36 protein-coding genes (1 of these 36 running past the window's edge) are annotated in these 22913 nt (G+C 44.7%); 34 read left to right on the top strand and 2 right to left on the bottom strand.

All coding sequences use genetic code 11. From position 1 onward, the window contains the following. Positions 1-48 precede the first annotated feature (48 nt). The 34 genes from rpsS (at position 49) to MHH57_RS22050 (ending at position 21423) form a co-directional block, all read left to right on the top strand. Positions 49-327: a 30S ribosomal protein S19 gene (gene rpsS / locus MHH57_RS22215; RefSeq protein ID WP_029514489.1), complete on the top strand. Its 279-nt coding sequence runs from the start codon at positions 49-51 to the stop codon at positions 325-327. A gap of 36 nt (positions 328-363) precedes the next feature. Further along, on the top strand, positions 364-696 hold the full coding sequence (gene rplV / locus MHH57_RS22210; RefSeq protein ID WP_013312157.1) for a 50S ribosomal protein L22: 333 nt from the start codon (positions 364-366) through the stop codon (positions 694-696). Positions 697-709: 13 nt separating this feature from the next. After that, on the top strand, positions 710-1375 hold the full coding sequence (rpsC, locus tag MHH57_RS22205) for a 30S ribosomal protein S3 (RefSeq protein ID WP_013312156.1): 666 nt from the start codon (positions 710-712) through the stop codon (positions 1373-1375). A gap of 2 nt (positions 1376-1377) precedes the next feature. Next, positions 1378-1812, top strand: a complete 435-nt coding sequence (gene rplP, locus MHH57_RS22200) for a 50S ribosomal protein L16 (protein WP_007432576.1) — start codon at positions 1378-1380, stop codon at positions 1810-1812. Continuing rightward, positions 1802-1999 carry a 50S ribosomal protein L29 gene (gene rpmC / locus MHH57_RS22195; protein ID WP_007432575.1) on the top strand — a complete coding sequence of 66 codons (198 nt, stop codon included), beginning with the start codon at positions 1802-1804 and terminating at the stop codon, positions 1997-1999. Before rplP ends, rpmC begins: the two co-directional genes overlap by 11 nt. Before the next feature lie 50 nt (positions 2000-2049). Beyond that, on the top strand, positions 2050-2313 hold the full coding sequence (gene rpsQ / locus MHH57_RS22190) for a 30S ribosomal protein S17 (RefSeq protein WP_007432574.1): 264 nt from the start codon (positions 2050-2052) through the stop codon (positions 2311-2313). Between the two features lie 34 nt (positions 2314-2347). Next, complete coding sequence (gene rplN / locus MHH57_RS22185) at positions 2348-2716, top strand: 50S ribosomal protein L14 (protein WP_007432573.1); 369 nt, start codon at positions 2348-2350, stop codon at positions 2714-2716. Positions 2717-2752: 36 nt separating this feature from the next. After that, positions 2753-3106 (top strand): 50S ribosomal protein L24, encoded by a 354-nt coding sequence (gene rplX / locus MHH57_RS22180; RefSeq protein ID WP_013312155.1) that lies wholly within the window; start codon positions 2753-2755, stop codon positions 3104-3106. 31 nt (positions 3107-3137) lie between these two features. Beyond that, positions 3138-3683, top strand: coding sequence for a 50S ribosomal protein L5 (gene rplE, locus MHH57_RS22175; protein WP_007432571.1), 546 nt, complete (start codon positions 3138-3140; stop codon positions 3681-3683). 76 nt (positions 3684-3759) lie between these two features. Next, a complete protein-coding gene (locus tag MHH57_RS22170) occupies positions 3760-3945 on the top strand; it encodes a type Z 30S ribosomal protein S14 (protein WP_010348808.1) in 186 nt (61 codons plus the stop codon). Positions 3946-3977: 32 nt separating this feature from the next. Further along, the gene (gene rpsH, locus MHH57_RS22165) at positions 3978-4376 is read left to right on the top strand and encodes a 30S ribosomal protein S8 (RefSeq protein ID WP_007432570.1); all 399 of its coding nucleotides are present in this window, start codon (positions 3978-3980) and stop codon (positions 4374-4376) included. A gap of 33 nt (positions 4377-4409) precedes the next feature. Continuing rightward, positions 4410-4952, top strand: coding sequence for a 50S ribosomal protein L6 (gene rplF / locus MHH57_RS22160; protein ID WP_029514488.1), 543 nt, complete (start codon positions 4410-4412; stop codon positions 4950-4952). A gap of 115 nt (positions 4953-5067) precedes the next feature. Next, complete coding sequence (gene rplR / locus MHH57_RS22155) at positions 5068-5436, top strand: 50S ribosomal protein L18 (RefSeq protein WP_007432568.1); 369 nt, start codon at positions 5068-5070, stop codon at positions 5434-5436. 27 nt (positions 5437-5463) lie between these two features. After that, on the top strand, positions 5464-5961 hold the full coding sequence (gene rpsE / locus MHH57_RS22150) for a 30S ribosomal protein S5 (RefSeq protein WP_013312151.1): 498 nt from the start codon (positions 5464-5466) through the stop codon (positions 5959-5961). Positions 5962-5973: 12 nt separating this feature from the next. Continuing rightward, entirely contained in the window at positions 5974-6159 is a 186-nt protein-coding gene (gene rpmD / locus MHH57_RS22145) for a 50S ribosomal protein L30 (protein WP_013312150.1), read from the top strand. A 43-nt stretch (positions 6160-6202) separates the two neighbouring features. Then, a complete protein-coding gene (gene rplO / locus MHH57_RS22140; protein ID WP_013312149.1) occupies positions 6203-6643 on the top strand; it encodes a 50S ribosomal protein L15 in 441 nt (146 codons plus the stop codon). Beyond that, positions 6643-7941, top strand: coding sequence for a preprotein translocase subunit SecY (secY, locus tag MHH57_RS22135; RefSeq protein WP_013312148.1), 1299 nt, complete (start codon positions 6643-6645; stop codon positions 7939-7941). Before rplO ends, secY begins: the two co-directional genes overlap by 1 nt. Positions 7942-8031: 90 nt before the next feature. Further along, positions 8032-8676 carry an adenylate kinase gene (locus MHH57_RS22130; protein WP_029514486.1) on the top strand — a complete coding sequence of 215 codons (645 nt, stop codon included), beginning with the start codon at positions 8032-8034 and terminating at the stop codon, positions 8674-8676. A gap of 5 nt (positions 8677-8681) precedes the next feature. Beyond that, positions 8682-9221 (top strand): M24 family metallopeptidase, encoded by a 540-nt coding sequence (locus MHH57_RS22125; RefSeq protein ID WP_069011496.1) that lies wholly within the window; start codon positions 8682-8684, stop codon positions 9219-9221. Between the two features lie 9 nt (positions 9222-9230). Further along, positions 9231-9539, top strand: a complete 309-nt coding sequence (locus MHH57_RS22120) for a KOW domain-containing RNA-binding protein (protein WP_013312145.1) — start codon at positions 9231-9233, stop codon at positions 9537-9539. A gap of 2 nt (positions 9540-9541) precedes the next feature. Then, complete coding sequence (infA, locus tag MHH57_RS22115) at positions 9542-9757, top strand: translation initiation factor IF-1 (RefSeq protein ID WP_006212898.1); 216 nt, start codon at positions 9542-9544, stop codon at positions 9755-9757. Positions 9758-9875: 118 nt separating this feature from the next. Continuing rightward, complete coding sequence (gene rpmJ, locus MHH57_RS22110) at positions 9876-9989, top strand: 50S ribosomal protein L36 (RefSeq protein WP_003333770.1); 114 nt, start codon at positions 9876-9878, stop codon at positions 9987-9989. Between the two features lie 21 nt (positions 9990-10010). Beyond that, on the top strand, positions 10011-10379 hold the full coding sequence (gene rpsM, locus MHH57_RS22105; RefSeq protein WP_007432560.1) for a 30S ribosomal protein S13: 369 nt from the start codon (positions 10011-10013) through the stop codon (positions 10377-10379). Between the two features lie 19 nt (positions 10380-10398). Continuing rightward, positions 10399-10794: a 30S ribosomal protein S11 gene (gene rpsK / locus MHH57_RS22100; RefSeq protein ID WP_013312144.1), complete on the top strand. Its 396-nt coding sequence runs from the start codon at positions 10399-10401 to the stop codon at positions 10792-10794. 135 nt (positions 10795-10929) lie between these two features. Further along, complete coding sequence (locus MHH57_RS22095; protein ID WP_007432558.1) at positions 10930-11874, top strand: DNA-directed RNA polymerase subunit alpha; 945 nt, start codon at positions 10930-10932, stop codon at positions 11872-11874. Between the two features lie 34 nt (positions 11875-11908). Then, entirely contained in the window at positions 11909-12274 is a 366-nt protein-coding gene (gene rplQ / locus MHH57_RS22090; RefSeq protein WP_013312143.1) for a 50S ribosomal protein L17, read from the top strand. A 151-nt stretch (positions 12275-12425) separates the two neighbouring features. Further along, a complete protein-coding gene (truA, locus tag MHH57_RS22085) occupies positions 12426-13211 on the top strand; it encodes a tRNA pseudouridine(38-40) synthase TruA (RefSeq protein WP_029514484.1) in 786 nt (261 codons plus the stop codon). Between the two features lie 183 nt (positions 13212-13394). Continuing rightward, the gene (rplM, locus tag MHH57_RS22080) at positions 13395-13832 is read left to right on the top strand and encodes a 50S ribosomal protein L13 (protein WP_013312141.1); all 438 of its coding nucleotides are present in this window, start codon (positions 13395-13397) and stop codon (positions 13830-13832) included. Positions 13833-13852: 20 nt separating this feature from the next. After that, positions 13853-14245: a 30S ribosomal protein S9 gene (gene rpsI, locus MHH57_RS22075; protein WP_013312140.1), complete on the top strand. Its 393-nt coding sequence runs from the start codon at positions 13853-13855 to the stop codon at positions 14243-14245. Positions 14246-15954: 1709 nt separating this feature from the next. After that, the gene (locus MHH57_RS22070) at positions 15955-16647 is read left to right on the top strand and encodes a phosphoadenylyl-sulfate reductase (protein WP_029514483.1); all 693 of its coding nucleotides are present in this window, start codon (positions 15955-15957) and stop codon (positions 16645-16647) included. Between the two features lie 54 nt (positions 16648-16701). Continuing rightward, complete coding sequence (gene sat, locus MHH57_RS22065; protein ID WP_029514482.1) at positions 16702-17871, top strand: sulfate adenylyltransferase; 1170 nt, start codon at positions 16702-16704, stop codon at positions 17869-17871. A gap of 68 nt (positions 17872-17939) precedes the next feature. Continuing rightward, complete coding sequence (gene cwlD, locus MHH57_RS22060) at positions 17940-18716, top strand: N-acetylmuramoyl-L-alanine amidase CwlD (protein WP_039274926.1); 777 nt, start codon at positions 17940-17942, stop codon at positions 18714-18716. Between the two features lie 60 nt (positions 18717-18776). After that, positions 18777-19883, top strand: coding sequence for an Mrp/NBP35 family ATP-binding protein (locus MHH57_RS22055; RefSeq protein ID WP_342434523.1), 1107 nt, complete (start codon positions 18777-18779; stop codon positions 19881-19883). 140 nt (positions 19884-20023) lie between these two features. Then, positions 20024-21423 (top strand): IS1182 family transposase gene (locus MHH57_RS22050; protein ID WP_342434522.1). Its coding sequence is split into 2 segments (ribosomal slippage): positions 20024-20591 and positions 20591-21423, totalling 1401 coding nucleotides; the frame shifts between segments, so codons are not numbered across the junction. Positions 21424-21496: 73 nt separating this feature from the next. On the opposite strand, the gene gerD is transcribed toward MHH57_RS22050, so the two are convergent. Next, positions 21497-22243 (bottom strand): spore germination lipoprotein GerD, encoded by a 747-nt coding sequence (gene gerD / locus MHH57_RS22045; protein WP_029517534.1) that lies wholly within the window; start codon positions 22241-22243, stop codon positions 21497-21499. A 106-nt stretch (positions 22244-22349) separates the two neighbouring features. After that, positions 22350-22913, bottom strand: partial view of a polysaccharide deacetylase family sporulation protein PdaB gene (gene pdaB / locus MHH57_RS22040; RefSeq protein WP_342434521.1) — the 3' portion only. Its footprint extends 216 nt past the window's final position; 564 of the gene's 780 nt are visible here — the last part of the coding sequence; the start codon falls outside the window, past its right edge; it ends in the stop codon at positions 22350-22352.

Below are 22913 nucleotides of genomic sequence, written 5' to 3'. Positions count from 1 at the left end.
TTAACATATTAAGGAACGACTACGTTTTAACGAAGGGAGGATTCATAAATGGGTCGCAGTCTCAAAAAAGGACCATTCATTGATGGTTACCTGTTGAAAAAAGTAGAGGTTTTGAACGAGTCGGAGAAAAAAGTGGTAATCAAAACTTGGTCCCGTCGCTCTACGATTTTCCCGCAATTTATCGGACATACGTTTGGTGTATACGATGGCCGTAAACACGTGCCAGTATACGTAACGGAAGATATGGTCGGACACAAATTGGGCGAATTTGCTCCAACACGTACGTACAAAGGCCATACGGATGACGATAAGAAAACAAGAAGATAATCAACACAGCGTAGTGTTTGAGAGGAGGTAAACTCAATGGAAGCAAAAGCACATGCTAAATCCGTACGGATTTCTGCTCGCAAAGTGAAACTTGTTATCGATTTGATTCGCGGTAAGCAGGTTGGTGAGGCGATTGCAATTCTTCGTCACACTCCAAAGTCCGCTTCTCCAGTCGTTGAGAAATTGTTGAATTCTGCGATTGCAAATGCAGATCACAACTACTCTTTGGACGTAAATAAATTGGTAGTATCTCAGGTTTTTGTAAACCAAGGTCCTACAATGAAACGATTCCGCCCGCGTGCAATGGGTCGTGCAAGCCGTATTAACAAACGCACCAGTCATATTACTCTGGTGGTATCTGAAAAATAAGGAGGGAAAACGTGTGGGCCAAAAGGTAAATCCCGTCGGACTCCGAATCGGTATTATCCGTGATTGGGAATCCAAATGGTATGCAGGCAAAGATTTCGGTGATCTTTTGCTGGAAGACGTTAGAATTCGTGAACATCTGAAAAAAAGATTGAAAGACTCCGCTGTATCCCGTGTTGAAATCGAGAGAGCAGCTAACCGTGTCAATGTAACGATTCACACTGCGAAACCAGGCATGGTTATCGGTAAGGGTGGTTCCGAAGTTGAAAATCTGCGTAATGAAATTACTAAAATCGCAGGCGGTAAAAAGGTGCACATCAATATTTCTGAAATTAAAAATCCTGAACTGGACGCAATCTTGGTTGCTGAAAGCATTGCACAACAATTGGAACGTCGTGTTTCTTTCCGTCGTGCTTTGAAACAAGCGATTCAAAGAACTATGCGTTCCGGAGCAAAAGGAATTAAAACTCAAGTAGGCGGACGTCTTGGCGGTGCCGAAATCGCTCGTTCCGAAGGGTACAGCGAAGGAACTGTTCCACTGCATACGCTTCGTGCCGACATTGACTATGGTACAGCGGAAGCTCATACTACTTACGGCCGTCTTGGCGTAAAAGTATGGATCTATCGTGGAGAGGTTCTTCCTCCAGCTAAGAAACAAGCTCCTCAGGAAGGAGGCAACTAATCATGTTGGTACCAAAACGCGTAAAACATCGTAAACAACAACGTGGTCATATGAAGGGTCGTGCAAAAGGCGGTACTACACTGAACTTTGGTGAGTACGGTTTGCAAGCTACTGAACCTGCATGGATTACTAACCGTCAAATCGAAGCTGCTCGTATTGCGATGACTCGTTACATCAAACGTGGTGGTAAGGTTTGGATTAAAATTTTCCCTGATAAACCAATTACTCAGAAGCCTCTTGAGGTTCGTATGGGTAGTGGTAAAGGTAACGTAGAAAAATGGGTTGCAGTAGTGAAACCAGGCAAGATTATGTTTGAACTTGCTGGTGTTCCGGAAGAGATTGCTCGTGAAGCAATGCGTCTTGCCGCTCACAAACTGCCAATCAAAACTAAGTTTGTGAAACGTGAAGAATTGGGTGGTGAAGCAAATGAAGGCTAGTGAATTCCGCAACCTAACCACTGCTGAAATCGAACAAAAGATCTCCGGTTTTAAAGAAGAACTTTTTAACCTTCGTTTTCAACTCGCTACCGGTCAGCTTGATAACCCGACTCGGATCGGCGCTGTGCGTAAGGAAATTGCTCGTGCTAAAACTGTGATCCGTGAAAGAGAACTTGGGATTAGCTAAGATATCAGACCGGGTGGAAAATCCGCCTGTAATTAGGAAGGAGGCCAACAATGAGCGAACGTAATGCCCGTAAAGTATTAGTCGGTAAAGTAGTCAGCGACAAAATGGATAAAACGATTGTGATTGCTGTAGAAACTTACAAAAAACATGATCTCTACCATAAACGCATTAAAGTAACTAAGAAATTCAAAGCTCATGATGAAAACAACACTGCACAAATCGGTGATACTGTTAAAATCATGGAAACTCGCCCTTTGTCCAAAGACAAAAACTGGAGACTGGTCGAAATCGTTGAAAAAGCTGTTATAATCTAATGTAGTGTAGTTTTTCCGAAAGGAGGATAAATAAATGATTCAACCATTTACACGTTTGACTGTAGCTGACAATTCCGGCGCGAAGGAACTGATGTGTATCCGTGTGCTCGGTGGTACGGGACGTCGTACAGCTCAAATTGGTGACCTGATCGTTTGTTCCGTAAAACAAGCAACACCAGGCGGCGTTGTCAAAAAGGGTGATGTAGTAAGAGCGGTTGTTGTTCGTACTAAACGTTCTATCCGCCGTAAAGACGGTTCCTACATCGGATTTGACGAGAACGCAGCAGTGGTCGTTAAAGAAGACAAGAGCCCACGTGGTACTCGTATTTTCGGACCAGTTGCTCGCGAACTTCGTGACAAGGACTTCATGAAAATCGTTTCCTTGGCTCCGGAAGTGATCTAAACTCACCTTAAAATGTGCCCGTAGGAGGTGTACGAAATGCCAAAAGTGAAAAAAGTTCTGGAATCCCATAACAACAAGCTGCACGTCAAAAAAGACGACACTGTTCTGGTGATTACAGGTAAAGATAAAGGTAAAAAAGGTCGCGTTATCGCTGCTTACCCTCGTCAAAACCGTGTGCTTGTGGAAGGTGTTAACATGATTAAAAAACACCAAAAGCCTAATCAGCTGAATCCACAAGGCGGCATCATCGAGAAAGAAGCTCCGATTCACGTTTCCAACGTTATGCACATTGATCCGAAGAGCGGAAAAGTAACCCGTGTTGGTTACAAAGTTTTGGACAACGGAAAAAAAGTGCGCATTGCAAAACGTTCTGGCGAAGTGATCGACTAATTATTTTTTAAAGAAAGGAGGTATATGATTCATGGCTACAACAAGAATGAAAGAACGTTTCTTGAAAGAAATCACTCCTGCTTTGATGCAGAAGTTCAACTATACAACAGTGATGCAAGTGCCTAAAATCGAGAAAGTTGTAATCAACATGGGTGTTGGCGACGCAGTCCAAAACTCCAAAGTGCTTGATTCAGCTCTCAACGACATGCAGCTGATCGCTGGTCAAAAGCCAGTAATCACTCGCGCGAAAAAATCTATCGCAGGTTTTAAATTGCGTGAAAACATGCCAATCGGTGTAAAGGTAACACTTCGTGGCGAGCGTATGTATTATTTCTTGGACAAATTGTTCAACATTACTCTTCCTCGCGTACGTGACTTCCATGGTGTATCGACAAAAGCTTTCGACGGACGTGGTAACTACACGCTTGGTCTGAAAGAACAGTTGATCTTCCCGGAAATCGAGTATGATCAAGTTGATAAAGTTCGTGGTATGGACATCGTTATCGTAACGACTGCCAAAACTGACGAAGAGTCCCGTGAGCTTCTGACTCAGCTGGGCATGCCTTTCGCAAAATAATGTTGGCATAACGTTTCGGGCGTCTGATTTTAAAGACACCCTGTTCTCCGAAACTATTTAGGAGGTGTCAGGCTAAGTGGCAAAAACTTCGATGAAAGTCAAACAACAACGCGCACCAAAGTTTAAAGTTCGTGCTTACACTCGTTGCGAGCGTTGTGGTCGTCCACATTCGGTACTGCAAAAGTTTAAGATCTGCAGAATTTGCTTCCGTGAATTAGCTTATAAAGGCCAGATTCCTGGCGTGAAAAAAGCAAGCTGGTAAAAAGTCCTGTTTGGGAAGGAGGTTTATACACAATGACTATGTCTGATCCAATTGCAGATATGCTTACTCGTATTCGTAACGCGAACACAGTTCGTCACGAAACAGTAGAAATGCCTGCATCTACAATGAAAAAACAAATCGCCGACATCCTGAAACGTGAAGGATTCATTCGTGATGCGGAATTTGTTGAAGATAGCAAACAAGGGATCATCCGTATTTTCTTGAAATACGGTGCGAACAACGAGCGTGTTATCACAGGTTTGAAAAGAATCAGTAAACCAGGTCTTCGCGTTTACACGAAGAGCAATGAGATTCCACGCGTACTGGGTGGACTCGGGATCGCAATCATTTCAACATCCAAAGGTATCATGACCGACAAAGAAGCACGTCAGTCTAAAGCCGGCGGAGAAGTTGTTTGCTACGTTTGGTAAGATAACGTTTAAAAGATAGGAGGTGCAACAGATATGTCCCGTATTGGTCGTAAACCAATCACAGTACCAAGTGGTGTTGACGTGACTTTGAACAACACAGCGATCACAGTTAAAGGTCCTAAAGGAACATTGACTCGTGAGCTTCATAAAGACATGTCCGTTACTGTGGAAAACAATGAAATTAATGTAGTTCGTCCTTCGGACAACAAACTTCACCGCTCTTTGCATGGAACAACCCGCAGCGTTGTCAGCAACATGGTAAGTGGTGTAACTGAAGGATTTTCTAAATCTCTGGAGCTGGTTGGGGTCGGATATCGTGCAAGCAAATCCGGAGATAAAATCGTTCTGAACGTTGGATATTCTCATCCGGTTGAAATCACACCGGAAGCGGGCATCGAATTCGAAGTTCCTTCGAACACTAAAATCATCGTTCGCGGAATTGATAAAGAGCGTGTAGGTGCCTACGCTGCTAAAATTCGTTCCGTTCGTGAACCTGAACCGTACAAAGGTAAAGGGATTAAATACGAAGGCGAGCGCATCATCCGTAAAGAAGGTAAAGCCGGTAAGAAGAAATAAGTTTCTTACCGACTTTGTGCGGTCTTTCTGCTGGAAAGACTTCGTACTTCTTTTTTACCCAGTGCGTCTTAGTATAAAGATTTAAAAGGCAAACTGAAGGGAGTGAAAACTTGAGATGATTACAAAACAAGATAAAAATAAAGCACGTGTTAGAAGACATCTGCGTGTACGTAAGAAAATCGAAGGTACGGCTGTACGTCCTCGTTTGAACGTATTCCGCTCTTCCAAGCATATCTACGCACAACTGATTGATGATGTAGCTGGTGTAACATTGGTATCTGCATCCACTATGGATAAAGAACTGAGCAGCGAAATCAAAAACGGCGGTAGTGTTGAAGCAGCTCGTAAGGTTGGCGAACTCGTTGCTAAACGTGCGAAAGAAAAAGGTCATGCTAACATCGTATTTGACCGTGGTGGATACTTGTATCATGGACGGATTCAAGCTTTGGCTGATGCAGCTCGCGAAGCAGGCCTTGAATTCTAAGACATTTCTCAAAAGGAGGTTAACGACTTGCGTGTAGATCCGAATACTTTGGAACTGACTGAAAGAGTAGTAAATATTAATCGTGTAGCTAAAGTTGTCAAAGGCGGACGCCGTTTCAGCTTCAGTGCTCTGGTAGTAGTGGGCGACGGCAACGGCTGGGTAGGCGCTGGAATCGGTAAAGCTGGCGAAGTACCTGATGCAATTCGCAAAGGTATTGAAGATGCTAAGAAAAACCTGGTTCACGTTCCACTCGTAGGAACAACAATTCCTCACCTTGTTACAGGTAAGTTCGGTGCTGGCCGGGTTCTATTGAAACCGGCATCGGAAGGTACTGGAGTTATCGCTGGCGGTCCGGTTCGTGCTGTACTGGAACTTGCTGGTGTAGGTGATATCTTGACAAAATCTTTGGGTTCTTCGAATTCCATGAATATGGTCAATGCGACTTTGGAAGGTTTGTCCCGTTTGAAACGCGCTGAAGAAGTTGCAAAATTGCGCGGCAAATCCATCGAAGAGCTGCTGGGCTAAGGAGGGAATATCATGGCGAAATTAGAAATTACCCTCGTTCGTTCGTTGATCGGCCGTCCTGGTAATCAGAGAACGACTGTTAAAACGCTCGGCTTGCGTAAAATCAACCATAAAGTAGTTCAACCCGACAATGCAGCTATTCGCGGGATGATTAATCAAGTTAGCCATTTGGTTTCTGTTAAAGAAATTGAGGCTTAAGAAATAAAGTATTTTAACAATAATCAAGGAGGTGCAACGAACGATGAAGTTACATGAGCTTTCCCCAGCTCCAGGCTCCCGCAAAGAACGTAAACGTTTGGGTCGTGGTCCTAGTAGTGGTACGGGTAAAACTTCTGGTCGTGGTCATAAAGGTCAAAACGCTCGTTCCGGCGGTGGTGTACGTCCGGGCTTCGAGGGTGGTCAAAACCCACTGTATCGTCGCTTGCCTAAACGCGGTTTCGTAAATCCTACTCGTAAAGAGTATGCGGTTTTGAATATCGAAGATTTGAACAGTTTTGCAGCGGGTACAGAAGTAAGCCCTGAGTTTTTGCTGAACAATGGCATTGTGAAAAACGCCAAATCCGGAATTAAAATTCTGGGTAACGGTGAAATCACTGTGAAATTGACAGTTAAAGCGAACAAGTTCTCTCAATCTGCGGTAGAGAAAATTGAAGCTGCCGGCGGTAAAACCGAGGTGATCTAATGTTCAAGACCCTGAAAAATATATGGCGGGTTGAGGATCTTAGAACCCGAATCCTGTTCACCCTGTTTATACTCTTTGTATATCGTATTGGCTCCTTCGTGCCGGTTCCCGGCGTGAACAAGCAAGTCTTTACTTCTCAGGATCAAGCAGGAAGCGAGTTGTTTGGACTCCTTAACACCTTCTCAGGGGGCGCATTGTATCAGTTTTCGATCTTCGCCCTCGGGATTATGCCATATATTACAGCGTCCATCATTGTACAGTTGCTGTCAATGGACGTGATTCCGAAACTTGCGGAATGGGCTAAACAAGGAGAGCATGGTAAAAAGAAGTTGGCTCAAATTACGCGTTATGGTACGGTAATACTTGGCCTGATTCAAGCATTCGGAACGTCGATTGGCTTTAATCGACTGTACGGTGCAGCGATGATTCCAGGAGCCACTTTTGCAGATTATCTGGTCATTGCCATTGTGCTTACAGCAGGAACTACGTTCCTTATGTGGCTCGGTGAGCAAATTACCGAAAAGGGAATCGGCAATGGTATCTCTATTGTTATCTTCGCAGGGATTGCGGCGGGTATTCCAAGACATATTCGGACGGTTGTAGAATCTCAGTTTATTCAGGCGGATCAGCTGTTTATGAATATTCTGAAGGCAATTATAATTGCTCTGGTGATTGTTCTGATTATTGTTGGTGTTATCTACATCCAGCAAGGTATTCGGAAAATCCCGGTACAATACGCGAAACGTGTAGTTGGCAACAAAATGTACGGTGGCCAGAATACGCATATTCCGATGAAAATTAATGCGGCAGGCGTTATTCCGGTAATCTTTGCGGTATCATTGCTGCAATTCCCGACAATTATTGCGAGTTTCTGGGCAGATCATGTTTGGGCTAAGTGGGTTACCACTTACTTGTATTATGACAAGCCGCTGGGCATGGTTTTGTATGTCGTAATGATTATCGGTTTCACATTCTTCTATACCTTTGTACAGATGAATCCGCAGCAAATGGCCGACAATATGAAGAAAAACGGCGGTTATATTCCGGGAATTCGTCCGGGTAAAGCCACGGAGAAATACTTGACACGAGTAATGTCACGTTTGACAATGACAGGAGCTTTGTTTCTGGCAGTCATATCCGTTTTGCCGGTATTCTTCGGTTCGCTTTCGGGCTTGCCTCGTTCCGTGCAAATTGGCGGTACTTCATTGCTCATCATCATTGGTGTAGCATTGGATACAATGAAGCAAATCGAAAGCCAACTGATCAAACGCCATTACAAAGGCTTCATCAACAAATAGGCAATAGGTACCGGCTTAGGATGTTCGCATGCTTACCGGCACCTTTTGTGCTGTTTCTTGTGTAGGGGTCGTCTTGAGGAGTGACAGATTGTGAATATTTTGATCATGGGCCCTCCGGGGGCTGGTAAAGGTACACAAGCAGATGTCATTGTGAAGGAATTTGGCATTCCTCATATCTCGACAGGTGATGCTTTTCGCCTAGCGATGAAACAGGGAACACCTATTGGCATTAAAGCTAAAGAATATATCGACAAGGGTGAACTTGTTCCGGATGACGTAACAATCGGCATCGTTGAAGAACGGCTGCAACAGCCAGATTGCAAGAAAGGGTTCTTGCTGGACGGTTTTCCAAGAACTTTGGCTCAGGCTGAAGCCTTGGATCAAATTTTGGGTCGTTTGAATACGAAGCTAGATGACGTTATTAACTTGAAAGTGGATAGTGACAACTTGTTGGCACGAATCACAGGACGGCGGGTTTGTAAAACCTGCGGAACTAGCTATCATATTGTCTTTAATCCTCCTAAGGTTGAAGGCATTTGCGACAAAGACGGTGGGGAACTCTATCAGCGTCCTGACGATAATGAAGATAGCGTAAGAACACGACTTGACGAATATAGTAATAAAACAGCACCACTCCTCACGTTTTATGAGAACCAGAATCTTCTGCGTCATATCGACGGAGAACAGGATATTGATGTGGTTTCCCAAAATATCGTGTCCTTGTTGCGGGGTTAGCTGTAATGATCATTTGCAAGTCGGGGGCGGAATCAAGCTTTATGAGGAAAGCTGAGAGAATAGTTACGGAAACGGATCATTTCTTGGCAGGACACATCGAGCCCGGTATTACGACCGGTGAACTTGATCATTTAGCTGATCGGTATATTCGCAGTCAGGGAGCTGTGCCGTCTTTTAAAGGTTATAACGGTTTTCCTGCTAGCATTTGCGCTTCAGTCAACGAACAACTGGTGCACGGATTTCCCGGCAAACGCAAGTTAAACAAAGGCGATATCATCGCGAAAACTCGCCAGTTTACAATGTCGCATGCCATTCGGCAATATATTGAGAATCCAAACCGTGGTATTCCTGAGCAGGGGCCGAGGCTGAAAACCGGCATTGTGCTGGCTATTGAATCTATGATTCAAATAGGTTCTCACCATGTAGGGACGCTGGAAGACAACTGGACGGTCGTTACGATGAACGTAACCTCATGTGCTCATAACGAGCAAGCGGTGACGTGCGAAACGGGCGGCATGGACATTTTCACGAAACTGAGTGCGTAGGTGATTGGAATGATTCAGCAAGGAAACCTGCAAATCGGTCAGCTGGTGAAGATTCTGAAAGGCAGAGGTGCCGGACAGATTGCGGTTGTCGTTTCAGTAGCAGATAGCAGGTTTGTATATATTGCGGATGGGGATAAACGAAAGTTTGATCAAGCGAAGAAGAAAAATGTTCTTCATTTGGTGCCTCAGCCAAAGATTAGTAGCGAGATTGTAAACAGTTTAAACGAAAGCGGTCGGGTGACGAATGGAAAGCTGCGCCATGCAGTGAAAACTTTCCTGGATTCGTCCGAATACCAAGCTGAAGAGAAAGGAGACTGACTTTGGCCAAAGAAGATGTCATTGAGGTTGAAGGTACGGTAATCGAGCCACTGCCGAACGCTACGTTCAAGGTAGAGCTGGAGAACGGTCATCAAATTCTTGCTCATGTTTCCGGAAAGCTGCGGATGCACTTTATCCGTATTTTGACAGGCGACAAGGTGGTTGTACAGTTATCGCCTTACGATTTAACCAAAGGCCGTATAACGTACCGCAAGTAATTCATGCAGGTTTTTATTAAACGTAAATCATTTAAAAAAACTTGTTTTGCTCGGCAAAACGATGTGAATGTTCACGAAGCGAGTTTTACCAGGGTAAAGCTTGGAGGAGGTAATCAACATGAAGGTAAGACCTTCTGTAAAACCTATTTGCGAAAAATGCAAAGTCATTCGCCGCAAAGGGAATGTAATGGTTATTTGCGAAAATCCGAAACACAAACAAAAACAAGGTTAATAGAAGGGGGTGTAGCGTAAAATGGCTCGTATAGCTGGTGTGGATTTGCCACGTGACAAACGCGTTGAGATCGCCTTGACTTACATTTTCGGAATCGGTAAAACGACTTCTCAGAAAATCTTGAAGGAAACAGGCATCAGTGCAAACACGCGTGTTCGTGATTTGACTGAAGATGAAGTGAGCAAATTACGTGAAACGATCGACAAAGAAGTTAAAGTAGAAGGCGATCTGCGTCGTGAAATTTCCTTGAATATTAAACGTCTGACTGAGATTGGCTGCTACCGTGGTGTTCGTCACCGTCGTGGGTTGCCTGTTCGCGGACAACGTACTAAAACTAATGCTCGTACGCGTAAAGGTCCTCGTCGGACTGTAGCGAACAAAAAGAAATAAGAAGGGAGGATAACATTCAATGGCTAAACCGAAAAAAGTTGTACGTACAAAACGCCGTGACCGTAAAAATATCGAGACTGGCGTGGCACACATCCGTTCCACGTTCAACAACACGATCGTTACGATCACAGATCCACACGGTAACGCAATCTCTTGGGCCAGCTCAGGCGGCATGGGATTCCGTGGTTCCCGTAAATCTACTCCATTCGCAGCGCAAATGGCCGCAGAAACTGCTGCTAAAGCTGCTATGGAACACGGCATGAAAACTGTCGAAGTCATGGTTAAAGGACCTGGTGCAGGTCGCGAAGCAGCAATCCGCTCTTTGCAAGCTGCTGGTTTGGAAGTTAACCTGATCAAAGACGTAACTCCGGTACCTCATAACGGATGCCGTCCTCCAAAACGTCGTCGCGTCTAATGAGATTTCTCCTCTGCGTGTAGTATAGATCCGGCACAAACTGCCAAGAATGGATGTTTAGGTATACTGCATGATAGACTATGGATAAGGTGAATGTTTCATATAGGAGCGACGTTTTGAAGGAGGGATATTGCAGTGATAGAAATCGAAAAGCCGAAAATTGAGACGGTTGACGTCAATGATGATGGCACCTATGGAAAATTCGTAGTAGAACCGCTGGAACGCGGATACGGTACGACGCTTGGAAACTCGCTTCGCCGTATTCTGTTATCCTCGTTACCGGGGGCAGCAGTCACATCGGTTCAAATCGATGGGGTTCTGCACGAGTTTGCAACGGTTCCCGGTGTGAAGGAAGACGTAACGGAGATCATTCTGAACTTGAAAGCTTTATCGCTTAAAATCCACTCGGATGAAGAGAAAGTACTCGAAATCGATGCGGAAGGCGAAGGAGTTGTAACGGCAGGAGATATCCGTGCGGATAGTGATGTGGAAATTCTTAATCCGGATCTTCACATTGCTACGCTCGGACCGGGTTCGAGACTTCACATGCGTATTTTTGCCAATCGCGGTCGCGGTTACGTTAAGCAGGATCGGAACAAACGTGATGACCAGCCGATCGGCGTCATTCCCGTCGACTCCATCTACACTCCGATTGCACGCGTGAACTACGGCGTAGAAAATACGCGTGTCGGCCAGGTTACGAATTATGACAAGCTGACACTTGAGGTTTGGACTGACGGAAGTATTCGTCCCGAGGAAGCAGTGAGCCTTGGAGCCAAAATTTTGACCGAGCATGTGATGTTGTTCGTGGGTCTCACGGACGAGGCTAAAGATGCTGAAATTATGGTTGAAAAAGAAGAAGACAAGAAAGAAAAAGTTCTTGAAATGACGATCGAAGAGCTGGATCTCTCCGTCCGTTCCTATAACTGCCTTAAGCGCGCTGGTATCAATACGGTACAAGAACTCACGACTAAATCTGAAGAAGATATGATGAAGGTCCGTAACTTGGGTCGCAAATCTTTGGAAGAAGTACAAGAGAAGCTCGAGGAACTTGGTTTAGGACTTCGTACGGAAGAATAGTACAGCAACGTTTTTGTGAAGGAGGGGAAATTACATGGCATACCAAAAATTGGGCCGTAACTCCAGTGCCCGTAAAGCTTTGTTTCGTGATTTGGTAACCGATCTGTTCTTGTATGAGCGTATCCAAACTACTGAGGCTAAAGCAAAAGAAGTTCGTTCTATTGCTGAAAAACTGATCACCAAAGCGAAAAAAGGAGATCTGCACGCACGTCGTCAAGTGGCTGCGTTCGTTCGCCGTGAAACTTTGGATGGTGAGCAGGATGCAATCCAAAAGCTGTTTAGCGAATTGGCTACACGTTACACTGAGCGTCCAGGTGGATACACTCGTATCTTGAAATTGGGACCTCGTCGTGGCGACGCCGCTCCAATGGTATATCTGGAATTGGTTGACCGCGCGTAAACAGGCGAAGATGAGGGAAGGGTGGACAGAATCGGCTTGATTCTGAACAACCCTTTTTTTCTCTTGGAGGAGTCCTTGAGGGACTTCTCCTTTGTTATGTTCGGTTATTCCTTGTAAGGCCAGAGAATACCCCTATAAAGGTGTGAGAAGCATGCGGAACTTGTGCATGAAGGTGAACTATGACGGAACCCACTATGATGGCTTTCAGACGCAGCCTAACGGTAACACTATTCAGGACTGCCTTGAACATGCTATCTACTCATTGACGGGCGAGCGTCTTAAAATTACAGGCTCAGGCCGTACAGATGCAGGTGTACATGCATACGGGCAGGTATTCAATTTTCACACTGAATCGCCGATACCAATACAGCGCTGGTGTCTGGCACTTAATGCCTGGTTGCCTCGTGATATCATCGTTACGGATGCGAGAGAGGTGCCAATGTCCTTTCATGCACGCCGCATGGCGAAGCGGAAGACATATCGGTACAGTATTAATGCGAACCGGTTTCCGGACATCTTTCACCGTCGTACACAGGCCCATCATCCAACGAGTCTGGATGTAAGAGCGATGGAGGAAGGGTTGGCTCATTTAGTTGGCACCTTTGATTATACTTCGTTCGCATCTCGACGTTCCCAAAAGACGAATCATGTTCGCACTATTTACGAAGCCTATATGACAGTAGACCATTCCTTTTCACGTCCGGGCTCGGATGATCAGGGAATTATCCATACTTATATTACAGGTAGCGGATTTTTGCAGCACATGGTTCGGATTATTATGGGGACTTTGCTGGAAGTGGGAGAAGGCAAAAAATCGTCGGATGATATTCCTTCCATTTTGGAGGCGAAAAATCGTTCAAAGGCTGGACCTACGGCCGTCGGACACGCTTTAACTCTCTGGAATGTAGAGTACGACGAAAACATCAAAAAACATTGATTTTACTCTTGCGGAATTGATGGTTATCCTGTAATATAAAAGTTGTGTTTTCTTAATGGCTTTCCCACAGCCCCAATTAAGATAATCACTTTAAAGTAACATCTAATCCATCAATAATGCAGCAACTTAACGAACGAAGATAAATGATGATTTCTGTTAACGAACTTAAGGAGGATACTTTTCATGCGTACTACGTATATGGCGAAGCCAAATGAAGTTGAGCGCAACTGGCACATCATTGATGCCGAAGGCAAAACGCTCGGTCGTCTGGCAAGCGAAGCGGCTGCGTTGATTCGCGGCAAACACAAGCCACAGTTTACACCACATGTGGACACAGGTGATTTTGTTGTTGTAATCAATGCGGAAAAAATCGTATTGACCGGTAAAAAAATGGAGAACAAGAAATACTACCGTCACTCCCTGCATCCGGGTGGTCTGAAAGTAACGGTTGCACAAGAAATGGTTAAGAACAAGCCTGAGCGCATGTTGGAATTGGCTGTTCACGGTATGCTTCCTAAAACTCGTCAAGGCGAGAAAATGAAGCTGAGACTTAAAGCTTACAGAGGCACTGAGCATCCACATGCAGCACAAAAACCTGAAGTTTACGAACTTCGCGGATAATTAAAAGGGAGGACAGTTTCATGGCACAAGTACAATACTATGGGACAGGTCGTCGTAAACATTCGGTAGCTCGTGTTCGTCTCGTACCGGGTGAAGGACGCATTGTCATCAATAAGCGTGATATTAATGAATATTTCGGTTTGGAAACTCTCAAACTGATCGTAAAACAACCACTGAACCTGACAGAAACAGTTGGTAGCTATGACGTACTCGTTATCGCTCATGGTGGTGGTATCTCTGGTCAAGCCGGCGCAATTCGCCACGGTATTTCCCGTGCTTTGTTGAAAGCAGATCCGGAATTCCGTCCAGCTTTGAAAAAAGCAGGCTTCTTGACTCGTGACCCACGTATGAAAGAACGTAAAAAATACGGTCTCAAAGCTGCTCGTCGTGCACCACAGTTCTCGAAACGTTAATATTTCGAATACAGAAGAACCTTTTCCTTATGGAAAGGGTTCTTTTTTTAATTTCCTAATCATTACCCACATGTGGATAAGTAGACCTAGTTTAAAGCTATGAGTTTCGGCATGTTTCAGCGAATACATAAATAACCGCATGCAAATGCACGGAAAACGAGAAGTTATCCACGAAGGAATTGAAGATGATATTGTTATACACAAATACAGTTTGCTATTTCAACGTAGTTTATTCTGTAATGTTTATAACCTGTGACTAAATATATTGTCCGGCTATTTAGTTTAGCCTGGTCTTAATATTCTCTGCTAAGTGCTGTTTCGCGAGGGTACTTTGCTTTCACCTGTTTATGTAAAGTTCTCGTTGATATGTTCTGGGAGCACTGTCTATGCCTCTTGTAGAGCTGTTTTGGGCGCAGCAGGGATACAGCAAGGAATACCTCTTTTTATTTGTGTGTACTGAGCAGAAGGACGATCCTTAACCTAACTGTCGGCTGCCTAGGCTGCTGCAATTGCAACGGCGATGTACTTGTTGCTGGTAATAGAAATAGTCTACACAGCAATCGCCACAAACTATAAACAGGAGCACTATGCATTGTCCGACTGTTTACCCTCATAAAATCGCTCCTCATTGATGACAGCTTTAAAAAGACTTCCAGAGCGATAAGAGCCTTGTTTGTGTCCAGTGGATCAATTGTTCGGTAATTGCCTCTACAAGCGCTATAGGATTGGATAGAGGCATAATAAGAATTCAGCGCGGAGTCATTTCTTTTATAATTTCCACAATGAAGGTATCGCTGACGCCAGAGCTCCTGAATAGTATAGTGGTTTCATCTGGCTAAAAATTCGGGTAAATGCTATTTCGCTTTTACCCTCTTCTGAACTTATCCACATACGGACTTCATCTTTTGAATGCAGAATAAGAATTCTGAAGCTAAAGGTATTTTCAAATCCCTCAGTTGGCGTCCTTCGATAATCTTAGATTCAGAAACGATGCTTGTTATCTTCTATAGATAGTTTTGCATGATCAAGCAACCCAAAGCTGTTCAGTATTACCGATGGCTGCCTCGCACTGGGCACAGGATTAGGATACGCTGCTCCTAGTTGACTCTAAAGCATTTTACTCAGAAAATCCGCAAGCAGACGTTAAGTACAAAAAAACATTTTGGCTATCAAATCATTCAACCAAGTGATTTTACGTAGCATGATAGGTTGTCAAAAAAATGCTTATCCGTACGTTCGGTTTGCTCTTCCAAAGTCACCATAGGGAATATTCCTTCAAGGACCAAACTACTTCCATATGTTGTTGTATAAGAAAGGCCTTTTTTTAAAAGCGTACTGTTAGTACATCTTTGTCTTCGACAGGGTGGAGAACAAGCCATCTTTCTTGACGGAAAAAATCCCTAATTCAAGCATACTTTCAGCTACAATAGTTACCTTTAGTAACCAAAGAGCTTATGTACCATTCTCAAATGTTTGGTATAAGAATATTTTATATAAAGTCAATGTACTTGGTTGGATACGCAAGAAAGCATTAAAGAATGCTGACAGAACAACATTCCTACAAGTTTGGGTGGATAAATGCTTGCATCAGGACATTTTGCCTTGGATTGACAATGATTAAGAAAGTTTTATACTGTATTTAATCTTATTAGTTTAGTCGGTATTGGAGTGACACTATTTATGAATCTTCATATGGAGGCGCATTGATAATGAATTTATTGGAGAAAGAAGCGTTGATTAGAGTCAAGGCAATTGAACTGGAAGATGCTACGCCAGAGGAAATTATCCAGTATGCTGTTCTTACATTTCCCAATCTTACCTTTGCTTGTAGCTTCGGAGCAGAAGATGTAGTACTAGTAGACATGCTTCAAAAAATTAGCCCTTCCACCGACATTTTTTACTTGGACACCGACTTTCATTTTCAAGAAACTTACGATACGCGAGATCAGATGAAGGCCAGGTACAACTTGGATTTTGTTAGAGTCTCTCCCTTAATTACTCCCGAAGAGCAAGCGGCTAAACATGGAGAGGAACTGTGGAAAACAGATCCTAACACATGTTGTGGTATACGCAAAGTTGAGCCGCTGACACGCATTTTGTCGCAATACGATGCATGGATTACCGGTATTCGCCGCGATCAGGCCCCTACTCGTGCGAATTCAAAAAAGATAGAGTATGATGAAAAGTTTGGACTCGTTAAATTTAACCCCTTGGCAAGCTGGACATCCGAGGATGTATGGAACTATATCCGCACTCATGAAGTGCTGTATAATCCATTGCATGACCGCAATTATCCAAGTATCGGTTGTGAGCAATGTACCCGTGAGGTCCTACCAGGTGAAGATCCTCGTGCAGGTCGCTGGTCTGGCAATGAGAAAACGGAGTGCGGGCTCCATCAATAAAATGATATTCAGGTAGCTATGAGTCATATTTATGAAGAAGAAGGGAAGTGCATTATGACTGCAATTCTTCCGCATGGCGGAACACTTGTTGATAAAATCATTACAGGACCGAAGCAAAAAGCACTTTTGCAGGCCGCAGAGGAATTGTTTCCTATCCGTGTAAACTCATGGACCATTTCTGATCTGGATTTGATTGGAGTGGGGGCTTTCTCTCCTTTGACGGGGTTTATGAATGAATCTGACTATAGGTCAGTGGTAACAGATATGCGTCTTGCCGATGGTACAGTCTGGAGTATTCCCATTACTCTTGCAGTTGCAGAAAGTATAGCCAGTGAATTGAAATTAGGTCAGCAGGTGGCTTTAGTGGGGGAAACAGACGGTACCATTTATGCTGTACTTAATATTGAAAGTATTTATCAGGTAGATCAGGCTGAGGAAGCCAGAAGAGTATTCAAGACGGATGACCCGGCTCATCCTGGCGTAAACAAACTGTTAGATCGACCTGCTACGTATGTTGGTGGATCTGTGCAAGTGCTGAATCGGCCGGAGGCCACACAATTTAGTGAGTTTTACTATACACCATCACAGACACGCGACTATTTTGCAGAAAAAGGCTGGAAAACAGTGGTCGGTTTTCAAACACGAAATCCGGTACACCGAGCACATGAGTACATCCAAAAAAGCGCGATGGAGATTGTGGATGCATTGTTTCTAAACCCACTCGTTGGTGAAACCAAGTCAGATGACGTTCCGGCAGATGTGCGTATGAAGAGCTATCTGGTGCTGCTGGACAATTATTATCCGGCTGATCGGACTTTTCTGGGGGTATTTCCTGCTGCCATGCGATACGCGGGCCCTAGAGAGGCCATTTTTCATGCTATTGTGCGAAAGAACTATGGCTGCACCCATTTTATTGTTGGAAGGGATCATGCTGGTGTAGGAGACTATTATGGTACCTACGAGGCACAGGAAATTTTCAGGCACTTTACACCTGAAGAGCTGGGGATTACTCCATTGTTCTTTGAACACAGCTTTTATTGCACCCGATGTGGAAACATGGCTTCAAGTAAAACATGCCCACATCCCAAGGAGCAACATTTAACGCTCTCGGGCACCAAGGTACGGGAATTGTTGCGCTCTGGGGTTTGCCCGCCACCTGAATTTACACGACCGGAGGTTGCTCAAGTGCTGATTGAAGGTATGAAGGAATTTGTTCATGCCTGAGTTGTACTATCTACACGCCTCGTCCCATATAGATTATTAGTATCTGTATAGGACGGAGGCGTTTTGTTATGCAAAAAAATAATCGTAAAAACGAGGTTACACTGTGGATTCGCTATCGGACGTTGCAAAAAATGCTGTTGGGCTGTTGTCTCGCCGTTCTATTTATTACACTGGCATTGTATGAGATACCTGCTTCGAGAGCTTGGACCCATTGGAGTTTACCCCTTACAGGTAAAGTAATTGCCATAGATGCTGGACACGGAGGGCCTGATGGAGGGGCGGTTAGCAAAGAAGGGATTATTGAAAAGGATATTAATCTGGCAATCGCTTTTTATTTGCGGGATTATTTACAGCAAGCAGGTGCTGTTGTTGTCATGACACGTGAGGATGACCGTGACCTGGCGCAGCAAGAAACGAAAGGTTATTCCAGAAGGAAAACGGAGGATTTGAAGCAGCGTGTGCGTATAATTGAGGAGCAGAAAGCAGACCTCTTTCTAAGTATTCATATGAACAGTATCCCGTCGAGCCGTTGGAGTGGAGCCCAGACCTTTTACGTACCTAACCATGCAGATAACGAGAATTTGGCGTCTTTAATTCAGGAAGAGATCAAACGCAACTTGGAAAATACGGACAGAGTGGCTAAGACCGTGAACACAGTTTATTTATTGAAAGCTCTCAAAATGCCATCAGCCCTTGTTGAAGTCGGATTTTTGTCCCATCCAGAGGAGGCCAGACGACTAAGTGACGTGAACTATCAAAGACAGGTGGCGGCGTCCATATATAAGGGGATTTTGCGTTACTGTGCCGGGGAAAAGGGGATCTCACCAGCACCTGAGGCCAGATAGTGGTATACTGTAAGTGTTTACCACTCCGTAAATTCATCAAAGCAGAGGTGCTGATAAATTATGCAATCAAGAGAGCAAGTTATAGAGTTACTTCAACAAGTACGGGAGCCTTATACAGGACGCCGTCTAGTCGATCTCCATTTTATTCGGGATGTGGTTGTTAAAGAGGAACGTGTATCCTTGACCGCTATTAGTCTGAATAACCAGGAAGAGACGCTTGCAGAACTGGAGCGGGAAATCCGGCAGACTTTAGAAGAGGCGGGATTAAGCCACGTCCATATTCGTATTCGTGAGGCATCTGAGCATGAAAAGTCCGCAATTCAAGCTGGGGAGAATACCGAGGACGCCGCTGACCCGGTTTTGACCAAAGGACATGCTGTCGGTATGGAAGAACATGAGCTGCTTAACCCAGCATCTGGCGTCCGGTTTATTGCTATTGCAAGCGGAAAAGGTGGTGTCGGAAAATCGACAGTAGCTGTAAATTTGGCTGCTGCTTTAGCTAGACAGGGGAAGCGTGTGGGTTTAATTGATGCGGATATCTATGGATTCAGTGTGCCGGATATGATTGGAGTAGAGGATGTGCCTTCTGTCGTAGAGGGTATCATTCAGCCAGTAGAGCGATTTGGTATCAAAATCATGTCTATGGGCTTCTTTGTCAGAGAGAACAACCCGGTGATCTGGAGAGGTCCCATGCTGGGGAGAATGCTCAGACAGTTTTTTAGTGATGTCGAATGGGGAAAACTGGACTATATGATTCTCGATTTACCACCAGGCACTGGCGATGTAGCGCTTGACGTACATCAAATGATTCCGCAGAGTGAAGAAATCATTGTTACTACTCCACATGCGACGGCGGCTTTTGTAGCTGCACGTGCAGGCGCAATGGCGCTTCAAACGGATCATAAGGTCATCGGTGTTGTGGAGAACATGTCTTATTATGTGTCCTCCACTGGAGAAAAGGACTATGTTTTTGGGCGAGGAGGAGGGGCTATGCTGGCAGACACTCTTCATACAAAACTTCTTGCTCAAATTCCGCTGGGTATTCCAGATAATCATCCGTCAGAAGCCGACTTTTCTCCATCAGTATATAAATCCGAGTCGGCGACAGGAGCCATTTACAATGATATTGCTGCTCAAATTATGATCTTGCATACGAAATCTAAATAAAGAAAAAAGGCTGGTTTTTAAACCAGCCTTCAGGCTGTCGAGAAAGTCTCGACAGCCTATTTTATGTTAATTTTGTTTAAGACGACACCGCGTTAATGTTGTATAATATAGGTAACTATTGTAGAACGGATGGTGTTGATATGCTACGCTCCAACCGCGAAAAACAACAATCCTACGAATTTGTTTCCATCGAAGATCTGGTTCCTCAAGATCACTTGCTCCGCAAAGTAGATAAGTATATCGATTTTTCGTTTATCGATGATAAAGTTCGACCACTGTATTGTGCAGACAACGGGCGTCCTGCCATTGATCCTACCGTATTGTTTAAAATGATCTTTCTCGGTTATTTCTATGGCATTCGCTCAGAACGGCAACTCGAGCGAGAAATTCAGACGAACCTAGCTTATCGTTGGTTTCTGGGGTTGGGCTTAACGGATAAAGTTCCGGACCATACGACGATTAGCTGGAATCGTCGCACTCGCTTTAAAGACACCACGATCTTTCAAGATATCTTCGATGAAATTGTGCTGCAGGCGATCTCTCACCGAATGGTGGGTGGGCGTGTTCTCGTCACCGATTCCACACACGTCAAAGCCAATGCTAACAGGCACCAGTACACCAAAGAACAAGTGTTGCAGAATACTAAAGACTATATGGACGAGCTGAACGAAGCGGTGAAGGATGACCGGAGAAACCACGGAAAAAAGCCTTAAAATCCCGAGAGGAAGTGAACGAAGAAAAAGAAATTAAAGTGAGCAAAACAGACCCGGACAGCGGCTATATGATCCGTGATGGCAAGCCCGAAGGCTTCTTCTATCTGGACCACCGCACGGTGGATATGAAGTACAATCTGATTACGGACGTGCATGTGACACCAGGGAATGTACATGATTCTGTCCCCTATTTGTCCCGTTTGGATCGCCAAAGAGAACGTTTTGGTTTTCAAGTAGAAGCTGTTGCACTAGATTCAGGTTATTTAACAACGCCGATTTGCCGAGGGTTGCAGAACCGAAAGATTTTTGCCGTGATTGCTCACCGAAGATTCCATCCCAGACAAGGACTGTTTCCGAAATGGAAGTTTGAATACGATGCCAAACGCAATGCGTATAGATGCCCAGCCCAACAGGAACTGCCCTACCGAACGACGGACCGTAAGGGATACCGGCAGTATGCCTCTGACCCAGCTCAGTGCCAGCATTGCCCACTGCTAAGTCAGTGTACCCAGTCTCGAAACCACCGCAAAGTGGTGACTCGGCATGTCTGGGAAGACAGCAAAGAGTGGGTACGGAGCAACCGGCTGAGCCCATCTGGTAAAAAGCTGTACCGCAAACGAAAAGAGACGATTGAGCGAAGCTTCGCGGATGCCAAAGAGCTCCATGGGTTTCGCTATTGCCGTTTGCGCGGTCTTCCAAACGTCAGGGAACAAGCCCTTATGACGGCAGCCGTGCAGAACATGAAGAAGATGGCGATCCACCTAGCTCGCCTGGAGAAACAGGGGTACCCCCCCTGCTTCTCCAGAGACCAGAGCATTATGATGTAAAAAAGAAACCCACGTCTCAAAATGACGGGGTTTCTCGACAATCTGAAGGCTGGTTTTTAAACCAGCCTTTTTATTATTGGCTTCCTCCTTGTTCTCCTTCGCCCCCACCTTCGCCGCCCCCACCACCTTGCTTATCGCCGCCTGCACCGCCTTGCTCACCACTTTTTTTCTCAACCTTGGGTTGAAGCTCCTCTTGTACGACGGTTTTGAGTAAATTCATAACCTCAAGTCGGAAAATCGGATTTTGCATGGCGTCATGCATGACTGTCATAGATTGTTTGCGATATTCAGGGGTTTTAGTTAAGTCCATATACATTTTGGTTAATTCTGGCGACTTGAGCATTGCTTCAATTGATTTTTGATAAGAGGGGTCTTTTATAAGTTGCATATGAAGCTGTTTGCTTTGGCTGTTGATGGCTTTGGCAAATTCTCCGGCAAAACGCGGATCAGTCATAATCTTTTCGATTTCTTTTTTATATTCAGGTGATATCAAAGTATCTTTGACTGCGATCTTCATCTGCTCAGCCGATTGCATGGGCATAAGCATTTTCATTCCCATGCTGCCACCAGCCCCACCACCAGATCCACCCTCTTCACTGCTTTGACCGGATTGTCCTTCTTTGGATGAACTGTTTTCCCCAGTTAAAGCTTCCTCTACCGCTTTTTTTCCGTCATCACTTTTCAGGATATCGACAACCATCGTTTTCATCTCTTTATAACTGTTCTGGGGGGGCGCAGAACCCTGATCCGAGCCGCATCCACTCAGTGCAACGCCCAGTACGCATACCGTGCTAACAAATCGCAAACGAGTCCAATTCATGGCCGTATTCCTCCTTCATCATGAATGTGGATAGTATGCGGATGAATGGGGAGAAATATGTCGATTTGCTTTTGGTTTTTAGCTGAGAACGATGTAAAATAACTCCTTAAAGACCCAGTGCCTGATCGCGTACCTCTTTGCCTTTTACTGTACCCTGTTGAAGCAGTTCAGATACAGTCACGAATTCATAGCCCTGTGCACGCAACTTGTCGATAATGACGGGCAAGGCTTCATGCGTTTGTTTACAGGAATCACTGGCATGCAGAAGGACGATATCGCCAGGATACGCTTTATTTACAACACGGTCGATTATGACCTGAGTACCAGGGTTTTTCCAATCCAGGGAATCTGTATCCCACTGAATGGTTTTGTAGCCTAAAGTGCCGGCAACCTGAAGGACCCTTTTATCAAAGTCGCCATTAGGCATACGGATCAACTTCGGGGACTGTCCCGTCAGTTCGGTTAATGTGGTATGAGCAATTGAAATCTGCTTACGAATATCTTCATCGCTTAAGCTACTGTAATTTTCATGTTTATGGCCATGACTGCCGATTTCAAATCCACTTTCTTTAATCTGATTCACAAGCTCTGGATGTGTTTTACTCCAAGGGGCAGAAAGGAAAAAGGTGGACTTGGTCACTTTTTTATCCTCAAGGACTTTTAAGATGGG

The organism is Paenibacillus sp. FSL H7-0442 (genome assembly GCF_038593105.1).
In the GTDB taxonomy this organism is placed as follows: Bacteria; Bacillota; Bacilli; order Paenibacillales; family Paenibacillaceae; genus Paenibacillus; species Paenibacillus polymyxa_D.
The sequence above is the reverse complement of the archived record's forward strand: the minus strand, read 5'-3'. Positions and strand labels throughout refer to the sequence as shown.

Bases quoted from the DNA above. Each gene is read 5' to 3' on its own strand.
- rpsS (WP_029514489.1), top strand. From the start codon at position 49: ATGGGTCGCAGTCTCAAAAAAGGACCATTCATTGATGGTTACCTGTTG.
- rplV (WP_013312157.1), top strand. From the start codon at position 364: ATGGAAGCAAAAGCACATGCTAAATCCGTACGGATTTCTGCTCGCAAA.
- rplP (WP_007432576.1), top strand. From the start codon at position 1,378: ATGTTGGTACCAAAACGCGTAAAACATCGTAAACAACAACGTGGTCAT.
- rpmC (WP_007432575.1), top strand. From the start codon at position 1,802: ATGAAGGCTAGTGAATTCCGCAACCTAACCACTGCTGAAATCGAACAA.
- rpsQ (WP_007432574.1), top strand. From the start codon at position 2,050: ATGAGCGAACGTAATGCCCGTAAAGTATTAGTCGGTAAAGTAGTCAGC.
- rplN (WP_007432573.1), top strand. From the start codon at position 2,348: ATGATTCAACCATTTACACGTTTGACTGTAGCTGACAATTCCGGCGCG.
- rplX (WP_013312155.1), top strand. From the start codon at position 2,753: ATGCCAAAAGTGAAAAAAGTTCTGGAATCCCATAACAACAAGCTGCAC.
- rplE (WP_007432571.1), top strand. From the start codon at position 3,138: ATGGCTACAACAAGAATGAAAGAACGTTTCTTGAAAGAAATCACTCCT.
- rpsH (WP_007432570.1), top strand. From the start codon at position 3,978: ATGACTATGTCTGATCCAATTGCAGATATGCTTACTCGTATTCGTAAC.
- rplF (WP_029514488.1), top strand. From the start codon at position 4,410: ATGTCCCGTATTGGTCGTAAACCAATCACAGTACCAAGTGGTGTTGAC.
- rplR (WP_007432568.1), top strand. From the start codon at position 5,068: ATGATTACAAAACAAGATAAAAATAAAGCACGTGTTAGAAGACATCTG.
- rpmD (WP_013312150.1), top strand. From the start codon at position 5,974: ATGGCGAAATTAGAAATTACCCTCGTTCGTTCGTTGATCGGCCGTCCT.
- rplO (WP_013312149.1), top strand. From the start codon at position 6,203: ATGAAGTTACATGAGCTTTCCCCAGCTCCAGGCTCCCGCAAAGAACGT.
- secY (WP_013312148.1), top strand. From the start codon at position 6,643: ATGTTCAAGACCCTGAAAAATATATGGCGGGTTGAGGATCTTAGAACC.
- MHH57_RS22125 (WP_069011496.1), top strand. From the start codon at position 8,682: ATGATCATTTGCAAGTCGGGGGCGGAATCAAGCTTTATGAGGAAAGCT.
- MHH57_RS22120 (WP_013312145.1), top strand. From the start codon at position 9,231: ATGATTCAGCAAGGAAACCTGCAAATCGGTCAGCTGGTGAAGATTCTG.
- rpmJ (WP_003333770.1), top strand. From the start codon at position 9,876: ATGAAGGTAAGACCTTCTGTAAAACCTATTTGCGAAAAATGCAAAGTC.
- rpsM (WP_007432560.1), top strand. From the start codon at position 10,011: ATGGCTCGTATAGCTGGTGTGGATTTGCCACGTGACAAACGCGTTGAG.
- rpsK (WP_013312144.1), top strand. From the start codon at position 10,399: ATGGCTAAACCGAAAAAAGTTGTACGTACAAAACGCCGTGACCGTAAA.
- rplQ (WP_013312143.1), top strand. From the start codon at position 11,909: ATGGCATACCAAAAATTGGGCCGTAACTCCAGTGCCCGTAAAGCTTTG.
- truA (WP_029514484.1), top strand. From the start codon at position 12,426: ATGCGGAACTTGTGCATGAAGGTGAACTATGACGGAACCCACTATGAT.
- rplM (WP_013312141.1), top strand. From the start codon at position 13,395: ATGCGTACTACGTATATGGCGAAGCCAAATGAAGTTGAGCGCAACTGG.
- rpsI (WP_013312140.1), top strand. From the start codon at position 13,853: ATGGCACAAGTACAATACTATGGGACAGGTCGTCGTAAACATTCGGTA.
- MHH57_RS22070 (WP_029514483.1), top strand. From the start codon at position 15,955: ATGAATTTATTGGAGAAAGAAGCGTTGATTAGAGTCAAGGCAATTGAA.
- sat (WP_029514482.1), top strand. From the start codon at position 16,702: ATGACTGCAATTCTTCCGCATGGCGGAACACTTGTTGATAAAATCATT.
- cwlD (WP_039274926.1), top strand. From the start codon at position 17,940: ATGCAAAAAAATAATCGTAAAAACGAGGTTACACTGTGGATTCGCTAT.
- MHH57_RS22055 (WP_342434523.1), top strand. From the start codon at position 18,777: ATGCAATCAAGAGAGCAAGTTATAGAGTTACTTCAACAAGTACGGGAG.
- gerD (WP_029517534.1), bottom strand. From the start codon at position 22,243: ATGAATTGGACTCGTTTGCGATTTGTTAGCACGGTATGCGTACTGGGC.